The following is a 9,023-nucleotide window of genomic DNA, read 5'->3' as shown; positions in this document are numbered from 1 at the left end:
GCGCCGTCATCGACGCGCGGATCTTCGATCTGAAGGAAGACCCCAGGCCCAGCGAGGACGGCGCCTGTCTCGAGATACTGGCCGAGGCGTGATGGGCGCAGGATGCGGGAGGCGCCGATGCCGTTGCACAGTTCTGATCGGTCAGACGCCGAACTGGAAGCGATTCTGGCCCGGGCCGCCGAGCAAGGAATGAAGCGGGCGCTCGCTGATCTCGGTCTCGACGGCGACGAGGCCGCGCTCGACATCCGCGATCTGCGCTCCCTGGTGGACTGCATCCGGCTGGTGCGCCGCACCGCCATGCAGACCGCCGTCCGCATGATCACCACCGGCGTCATGCTGGCGCTGCTGGCGGGCATCGCCATCAAGCTGAAGATCTTCGGCGGCGGCCCGTAGCCGCACCCCGTCCCCATTCATCAGCCCGCAATGACCCGCCCTCGAGGCGGTTTTTTGTTTCGGAGGATCACCATGACCACGACCTTCCACCGCCACTGGCGCGACGTGCCGGAGAGCACCTGGCGCTGGCCGAATTTCAGCCCGGCCGAGATCGCCTGCCGGGGCACCGGCAAGCTGCTGATCAACGAGCCCGCGCTCGACAAGCTGCAGGCGCTGCGCGACCGGCTGGGCAAGCCGCTGATCGTCCGCTCGGCTTACCGCAGATCTGAGCACAACCGCGCTGTCGGCGGGAGGCGCTCGAAGCACATGGGCTTCTTGCTGGACAAAATCGCGGCGTGAGGACCTGCAATGTGCTACAATTCCAATCAGCCCCCAAAACAAAGGATGTTGGTCGAAGGAGAACAAGGCATGGCTCTCTCCCATCACGACGAAATTCAAGGCACGGCAAGACAGCCCGCGATTGGGGCTATCTACGCTAGGTGGACTCTTGACTGCATCTCGGAAAGCGCCCGGGCGGTGGCGCTCGACTTTACTAGACGGCCGCGCCAGTACAAGCGCGTGCCCGAACAGACCGCCTTGGCGATCGAGGAGCTCTGGTACGCTTACGGCAATGCTCCGGGGTTTCCGGACAGGGATCAGCGTAGCATGATCTGCGTTCCCCTCGTCGGTCCATGCGCGACGAAAGAGGACGACATGGACAGCCAGTTCCGGAAAAGCGCCGCGTCGCTTCGTGACCGGGCGTGGGACTTCAGCAACCGCCAGGTGACAACCGGCGAAGACAACCTGCGTCGGGCCTTTCTCGACGACCTCATTCCGTTCCGATCCTACCTTGAGTCGATGCAGGAGAATGCTGTCGTGAACAACGGCGCGCGGCAGCTTGATAAGCTCTTCCAGACAAGCGTTGGCATCCTGAAGGACGACATGGTGGCCAGCGTCTTCGGGCGACCGGCCCCCACCATTGCCGACTGGCCTCTCGGGAACAGCTTCGACGAGACCGGCTCCCGGCTGATGGAGGAAATCTCGCTTGCGCTGGACGGGGACAAGCCGAAAATGACCCAGAGCCGTTTTCTGGTGCTGCAGCGGATCGCGTTCCACGGCGCAAAGACCATCGCGAATGCGTTGACCCAGGATCTGGAGCCGGGCGACCCGGAGAAGGCTGACCCGCTGATCGGCACAGCCTACAGCTGGAAGACCGCGATCGATGCGTTGGGCTCGAAGCCAGCCGAAGCAAGAAAGCCACGCTGACCGCCGTTTGACGGCAGAGGAGTTCCGGGATGGAAGAAGAAGACGGTCTCAACGAAATCAGCGGTATCGTGCGGCATAAGGAAAGCGGCCGGCCGCTCGGAAACCTCCTTGTAGTGGCCTTCGATCTGGACCCCGACAGCGTTGACCCGGACCACGAAACGATCCGGGTCAACCCGGATCCCGCAAGCGCTCTGAACGACCCCGCCACATTCAGGTCCCGTGGGCATGGCGAATTGCCCAATGGAGTGCCCGGCGACCGTTTGGGTTCGGTGCTGACCGACGATGATGGCAAGTTCACCATCACTTACGATGATTCGGCTTTCCGGGTGCGCCGCCACAGGGACCGCGGCGACGACGTGGGGCCGTTCCACGAACACACCGACATCAGGCCCGACCTGTTTCTGATTGTCGCAGCGGCCGAAAGCGAGGGCCAGCGTGAGTTCGACAACGTGATCTTTCGCTCGAACTGGGCACGGATCAATGCGGGTCGTGTGGAAACCTACTTGATCGAGATTCGCTCCGGCGTCCTGGAAAAGCACGGCATTCCGATACCCACGGTTGGCAGCGACGACGACGGGATCGACGAGAAGGTTCAGATCGTGCGGAACGCGATCCTTAGCGACCGCGCGTTCGCGAAAAAGATAAGCGACTTGAACGCGGAAATCGAAGAAGAAGACGCGGACGAAAAGGAACAGGTCAAGAAGGCTCTTGTCGTCGCCGCTATTCGCGACGTCTCGGAGTTCGCCGATGCGGGTTCGCCTATCCGCTTCGTGCAGGACGGCGAAGCGATCGGCGACGTTCAGGCCGAGCAGTTCGGCGTCGGCGCCAACCAGATCAATTCAGAAATCTCCGCCGACGATCCGCTGCCGGGCCAGGGAATAAAGATCTACCTTTACCTCACCAAGAACGACATGGCCGGTCTCGAATCTACAAGGTTCGAGCACGAAGGGGTCGACTATTTCCGGATCGAGCAGGACCGGATCCAGGAGTTTGTCTTCAAGCAGGAAAATGATAAGGGTGTTGGCTCAATCCTGTTCGCGGACAATCCGATCAGCAAATACTGCCTTGAACGCACGCGTGAGCAGACTTGCGCAGTAGATCTGACCAGCGACTCCCCGCCCGATGCGGACGAACCCGATAGAGACGATGACACGGGGGCTAACGACGTGTCGTCGGTCGATCGCGACGACCTTCCCGAACTGATCGACAAGATAATCATCAGCAAAGGCCAGACGCTGTTCGGCGCAGGCGACCTGTCGGACCGCCCCGACGCCGCCAGCGTCCAGACCAGTGTGGCAGGCTTCTCGCTGGAAAAGGGGCCGGCCGACGCGACCGCGTTTTATGATTTTGACATGTTGCAGATCGCCTTTGGCCATGTCTGGCAGCAACTTGTCGACGAAACGCTCGTCAACCTCGGTCAGAAGGCGCATTTCGGCCTGAAGAACAACGGCCGGCGCAGCATCTTTCACGCCGCAATGGCTGATCTCAGCATCACCAAGGGACATCTGACGCAGGCGATACAAGGTGCGATCAGCGAACAGGATCCGATTCCGACGGCGATACTGAAATGCTTCGACATCCACGTGCTGGAATACGAGGCGATGACCAACAACCAGCGTATCGAACTGTTCCGGATCGCCGAGAAGCTCATCGAGCTTCGCCAGAACAAGCCGATCGTGACTTCCGGGCTGTTTGGTACGAAGATCAGTTATCCCGACAATGCCGACCGGATCGAATCCCTTTACGAACAGGGAGAACTGCTGCTTGAAAACTTGCGGGCGAACCAGCCGAACGCGACCAACACCATCCTGCGCGAATTGCAGGACCGGCTGGCCTCGAGCTACGAATTTACCGTGTTCGCCGCCGACAAGTCCTATCACAGCGTCAACTTCGGATTGTTCAACACATACCGCCAAAAATGGGAGCCGACGTCCTACCAGGCCGGACAACTCGCTAAGACGATCCCGATGGCGCCGAAGGAAGAGCGCAAGTATTCGGTCAAGTTTAACCGCAAACGCAAGACTGCCGAAAGTCAGGCCGAGAAATACAACTCAATCGTCGACAGCGAGACAAGCCTGACCTCCCGGGCCGAGGCAGAGATCGTCAGCAAGGCGCAGAAGAAAACCGATTTCGACTTCTCGGCCAAGCTCAGCTACGCCAGTTCCTGGAGCAAGCTGGGGATCGGCAAGGACGCCAGCAAGGACAGTTCCGAGGTCAAGAAGTCTTTCCGCGAGTCGGTGCTGAAGGCGGCACAGGAATTCAAGGACGAATGGTCGCTGACCGTCGATACCGAGGATGTCTTTGACACGTCCGAAAGCCAGTCCGGCACGATCACCAATCCCAACGACGAATTGTCGGTGACCTATCTGTTCTATCAGTTGCAGCGGCGTTACCTCGTGTCCGAAAGGCTGCACCGGACCATGCCCGTTGTGATGGTGGCGATGGATGTTCCCAGCCCGCACGAAATCACCGAAGGCTGGGTCGTTGCGCATGACTGGAGCATCAACCGGGTGCTGCTTGACGACAGCTTCCGCGAGGCGCTGGAAGATCTTGCCAAACGCAATGTCGGCAGCGAATTCGCGCTTCGCGAATTGCGCCGCAGCCTGCGCGAGCAGCGCCGGCTGGTGCGCACGCATGAGCGCGAGTTCGCCAAGCTGCAGCGCGATGTAGAGAACAAGTACTCGACCTATCGCGACTCGGTGGGCGAGCGAATCGAGGAGGAACACGACAAGCGCTTCTTCAAGCGCCGGCTTTTCCGCTATGTCTTTGGCGGCAGCGGCGAAGAGCCCGAAATCCCCGACCCCGAGATGGCCAAGGCGCTGGAACAGGCGGCCGCAGACGATCACGCATACGCGGTGGAACAGGCCAAGCAACTTGCAATGACGGTCGAGCGAGAGAGCAAGGAACTGCACCGCCTGGTCCGCGAATACAATGCCGCGATGGAGGATCACCTCAACCGACTGACCGCGGTCAAACGCCTGCTCACGCATATCAAGGAAAACATCTTCTACTACATGCAGGCGATCTGGAGCATGGAGCCGCCGGACCAGCGCTTCATGCGTCTTCACAAGGTCAAGGTGCCGTCGTTTTCGGTCACACGCTCCTGTGTTGTCGCGGCCGATCCCAGCGACGATCTTTTTGCCCAGTTCCGCAGCGACGGTAAGACCAAGCACGCAGCCTGGCTGTTTGCGCAGGTCGACAAGGATGAGAATGGCAAGCCGGCGGTCGAGTACAAGCCGCTGGTCGAAGTGGCCGATCTGGATACCGTCTTGGGGTTCAAGGGCAACTACATCATCTTTCCCCTGAAAGAGCACAATGCGCTGACCGAACTAATGGCCGCGCCTTATGTCGACGAGGCGTTCGGAGCAATGGACCCCGATCAGCTTGGCACGATCAGCCTTGAGGAGTATTCGCGCTATGTCTGCTGCCTGAACAAAGAAGACCCCGAAGAATTCGAACGCCTGAAGCCGGTCCTGCGCGAATGGCTGCGGCAGTTGCTCGCCGAACCGTCCCGCAATGGCGAAGAGGTGATCGTACCGACGGATTCGCTGTTCATCGAGATGCTGCCCTCCGACAAGTCGCTGCTGGAGGACTTCAAGCTCAAGCATCGCCAGATGGATGTGATGAAGGTCCGCGCCGAGGTGCGCCAGATGGAGCTTCAGAACCTGCGCTTCGCCGCCCGGCTCTTGTCCGAGGACTATGACGATCCCGACATCGACCGGAATATCCTTGTGCAGGGCGGCGCCAGAGTCCTTGTCGGCGATGACTAGGCGCGGCGCGTTCCGATGCCCGACGACGCCCTGACCGAAGCGAAAGCCACCGGCACGCCGACGGGCGGTCAGGGCACCGACGCTCGGGGCACCGACAATCCCCTGACCGGCCGGGTCGACTATTATTTCTGGGTCCCGACCAGCGACGGTATGAAGGCCAGGCACCAGACGCCGGCCAAGGTTCGCGATTTTCATCTCGAGGTTTGGGACCAGCTGTTCGGCCCCAAGGTCAGACAGACGTCTTATGTCCGTCATGGCGGCTATGACGCGCTGGTGCCCAAACTCACGCCGCCGGGCAAGGAGCTGCCGGAAAGGATTGCCTATTCCCTTCCGAAATACGTGATCGACAAGGTCGGGATCATCCCGCGCATCAAGCCCGCGCGGATCGTCCGGGATGGCGAGGATTATGACGCCCCCGAGACGTTCTCCGCGCAGAGCGGTCTGCTCGAAACCCTCGAGGCAGGGCCGGCCGATACCCAGACGATCCTGTATCGCAATATCGGTTTTTATCTCGAGGATGCCACATTCTGGAAATCGCTGCCGCTCGACCAGCAAGGCGCCGCGCTGGCCGAGGTGACGCGGGCGGTCGCGTTGCTTGGCGATCTGGACGACGCGGCCCATGTCGAATTGCTGGAGACCCTGCCGCCGGTCTATCAGGCCCGCCGCGGACAGATCGCCAAGCTCGATTTCGCGCGGATCCGCAGGTTCAACGCACAGCTTGAAAAGCTCAAGGCCGCGACGGAATCCCGCGCCCGCAAATCGCAGTTGATCGGTTACGACGCGGCGCTGGAAACGGCGTCGCTGGTGGGATGCCACGAGCTCTATTTCCTGCGGAAGGACTATCATGACGCGCCCTACGAGGGCGGTGGCGAGATGGTCATCATATCCGGCACGGGTCGCGCCGTGGCCCCCAAACCCTCCGCGCAGCGGCTGCGGCTCGAGGCGGCCTATCATCGGATGCTGGCGGAAAAGGGGTTCAACCACGCGACACTAGGCAAGCTCATTTCCCGTTTCGTGGACGGTTTCGAAAAACGCACCGCCGATTTCGCCCGCAAGCTGCTGACGAATTATCTGAGGATCTTCGAGTATCACGTCGCGAAAACGAATGTCGGCAGGCTGGTGGCCGAGATCCGCAAGCATCACGGCACGCTTTTGCGGGAAATCTTCAACGAGGCGTCGCTTAACTCGTTCGAGTCTATCCAGGAGGCCCTGAAGCGAAGCGGCACCCGTCTCAAGCACATGAGCCGAGAATTTCCGATCCTGAAATACGCGAATTTCTGGACGATCTACGCCAAGTCCCACGAATACCTGGACGGCAAGTTCAGCATCGCGCATTTCCGGCTCATGGTGTCGCGCACCCGCAAGGCGATCCGGCGGATGCTGAAGGAGTTGCGCGACGACAGCGGGTATGTCTGGAAGGGTGAAAAGATCGTCAGCCAGGCGCTGGCGCAATTCGGCATCTACGCCGATCCGAAAGGGCCGCGCACTCATAACGCCATGCTGACCGAGATCGTGCAGGCGAGGCTCGCGCGCGAGCGGAAGAAGGGCGTCCTTAAGGGACTTCTACTTGCCATTGTCGCATTGGCGCTCAGCCTCAGCGGTGTCGGCGCGCTTGTCGTCATTGGCGCGGCGATCGGGCTTGCTGATGTTTATATGATGATCGGCGATCAGGTCGAGATCCAAAGCCGCAAACTGGCCGGGTTCTCCGATCAGGACCCGCCCTCGGATTTCTGGATTCTGCTGGCCGTCGCCGGGGCAGGGGCCGACGTGGCCGGGCTGGCCAAGTTGCTATCCGCCGGCAAGAGCGCGGCTTTGGCGCGCAGCGCCGGCGATCTGCGAGACCTTCTGGTCAAGGCCGAGGTCGCCAGCGACAAGGTGCTCGAAGCGGCCGAGGCGGCGCGTGTGGTCCGGATCGAAATCGACGACGCCGTCGCCGCCGCCAAGAAGACATCGAACGCGCTGGCCGACGCGGCGGGTGCCCGCCATCTGAGTGATATCGCCTATGGGCTGGCACGCCTGAGGCTTTCGGAATTCGATCACTTCCTGCTGGAACTTGCGCATCGCAAAGTGCTGTCGGCGATCCCGGACAGCACGGACCTCAACGTGATCCTGCGCGCGCTCGATTCTGCGACCGAGGCCAGGCTGCGGCGGCTCTGGCAGGCGGGCGTGACGCGCGCCCGGGACCGGCTGGCCAATCTCGACGAGTTGATCGAGGCCGCCGAGGAGGTCGGCAAGCAGAAGAACAAGGCCACGCAAGCTGCGACGGATTTCTACGAGAAGTTCCGCAAACACGCGAAGAACCGCAAGGATCCCAAAGGCCCCTATCTCGCCCGGAGAGAGGAGCACTACGCGCTAAAACGTGTGGCCGAGCGTCTGGAACTGAAGGAAAAGGCCCTGAAGGCCCAGATCCGCAAGCTCAAACCGCGCTCGGGTCAGACGTCCAGCGCCTGGGGCTACGATGCCGAAGACGCAATCAAGGTTATTGACGATTGGCCCGACCTAGGATCCAACATCAAGGCGGTCGATTCGATCCGGGTGCCGCGCGACAACGGCGGAATCATTGATGTGATGCAGTCGAAGGCTGTGGTCGACCCGTTGGAATCGGAACTGGTCACGAAGGTCTCGGCGAAGATGCGCGAGGCTCTGGGTAAAATGAAGTCCGACAAATGGGCCCGCCTGCGTCGCGGAATCGAAGAGGGCACCACGCCCCTGCCGAGCGAACTCGAAAACCTGAAACTGCCGGCAAACTGGCAGTCCGAGACGATCCGGTTCCGTCTTGAGATCCCCATCGTGACCGATGCGGCGATGGATCTCGTCACATTGCGCAAGGAGGTATTGCCCCTGTTTAAAGACCTCTTCCCGCCCAACGCCGTGCTGAAGCTGAGGACCATCAGTGAAGATGAGATCGTGAACGCGCTCAAGCGCGGAGCAGAGGCTTTAGAATAGCGCGCCACAACGCATATGCCTCACAACTCAATAATTTAAGCATTACGGCATCGCGATGTTTCAGGCGGTGTCAAAGCTCAAGCTGAAGGAGGGGGCATCCATGCAAGAGGTTACCATCATCGGCGTCGGGGTCGCAAAGAACGTGTTCTACCTGCACGAGGAGACCGCGGACAGTGTGGTTAGTGGTCGCCACTCGCGCAACGCTCTGAATTAAACAAAAACAATAGCTTACGTGCCGGAGAAGGTTGGATATCAGGCCCATTCCCTCCGCCATAACATCATTATAATGCCTTGTTTTTGCTGAATATTTCCTTTAGCGATACGATTTGTCCCCCCAGAAATTCCCCCAGCACGATTTGGAATGCCGGGGAATTTGCCGGAAGATAGCGGCAAGTTGTTGCCTCCAACTTTTCTGCCTTGGTTTTGCACGCGTCAGAATGTGACGCTCGCCGCCGGTCTACAGTCGGGCCGGTCTGACTTTCAGATACCCCCGCCCTTCGCGAAAGAGAGAGAGCAAAACCCCGCCCCGCGACACCCCGCCCAGTGAACCACTACCGGCTGACGCCGGTAGCATCCCGTTTTCCATGCAGTTCCAGATACTGAAGTATGATGTCGTCGGTGACATTGCCCGAGGTTGTCGAGAAATATCCGCGGGCCCAGAACCGCCTG

Annotated in this window: 4 protein-coding genes and 2 pseudogenes; 5 read left to right on the top strand and 1 reads right to left on the bottom strand. The window is 60.4% G+C overall.

Annotation, left to right across the window (positions count from 1 at the left end; all coding sequences use genetic code 11):
• Window positions 1-102 precede the first annotated feature (102 nt).
• The 5 genes and pseudogenes from KNW02_RS19450 to KNW02_RS19430 all read left to right on the top strand — a co-directional run bounded on the left by KNW02_RS19450 (window position 103) and on the right by KNW02_RS19430 (window position 8,354).
• Entirely contained in the window at window positions 103-393 is a 291-nt protein-coding gene (locus KNW02_RS19450; protein ID WP_216034853.1) for a DUF6127 family protein, read from the top strand.
• Between the two features lie 72 nt (window positions 394-465).
• Window positions 466-702: pseudogene (locus KNW02_RS19445) on the top strand (D-Ala-D-Ala carboxypeptidase family metallohydrolase); the annotation flags it as partial.
• A 99-nt stretch (window positions 703-801) separates the two neighbouring features.
• Entirely contained in the window at window positions 802-1,638 is an 837-nt protein-coding gene (locus tag KNW02_RS19440) for a hypothetical protein (RefSeq protein WP_216034852.1), read from the top strand.
• A 29-nt stretch (window positions 1,639-1,667) separates the two neighbouring features.
• Window positions 1,668-5,408 (top strand): hypothetical protein, encoded by a 3,741-nt coding sequence (locus KNW02_RS19435; protein WP_216034851.1) that lies wholly within the window; start codon window positions 1,668-1,670, stop codon window positions 5,406-5,408.
• Between the two features lie 15 nt (window positions 5,409-5,423).
• The gene (locus tag KNW02_RS19430) at window positions 5,424-8,354 is read left to right on the top strand and encodes a hypothetical protein (RefSeq protein WP_216034850.1); all 2,931 of its coding nucleotides are present in this window, start codon (window positions 5,424-5,426) and stop codon (window positions 8,352-8,354) included.
• Between the two features lie 551 nt (window positions 8,355-8,905).
• Here KNW02_RS19430 and KNW02_RS21020 read toward each other — a convergent pair.
• Window positions 8,906-9,023 (bottom strand): annotated as a pseudogene (locus KNW02_RS21020) (IS200/IS605 family transposase); the annotation flags it as partial.

The organism is Paracoccus marinaquae, assembly GCF_018860165.1.
GTDB classification, from domain to species: domain Bacteria; phylum Pseudomonadota; class Alphaproteobacteria; order Rhodobacterales; family Rhodobacteraceae; genus Paracoccus; species Paracoccus marinaquae.
Note: the sequence above shows the minus strand (reverse complement) of the source record. Positions and strands in the feature narration are given on the sequence as shown.

Coding starts and splice junctions, on each gene's coding strand:
- KNW02_RS19450 (WP_216034853.1), top strand. CDS start 103: ATGCGGGAGGCGCCGATGCCGTTGCACAGTTCTGATCGGTCAGACGCC.
- KNW02_RS19435 (WP_216034851.1), top strand. CDS start 1,668: ATGGAAGAAGAAGACGGTCTCAACGAAATCAGCGGTATCGTGCGGCAT.
- KNW02_RS19430 (WP_216034850.1), top strand. CDS start 5,424: ATGCCCGACGACGCCCTGACCGAAGCGAAAGCCACCGGCACGCCGACG.
- KNW02_RS19440 (WP_216034852.1), top strand. CDS start 802: ATGGCTCTCTCCCATCACGACGAAATTCAAGGCACGGCAAGACAGCCC.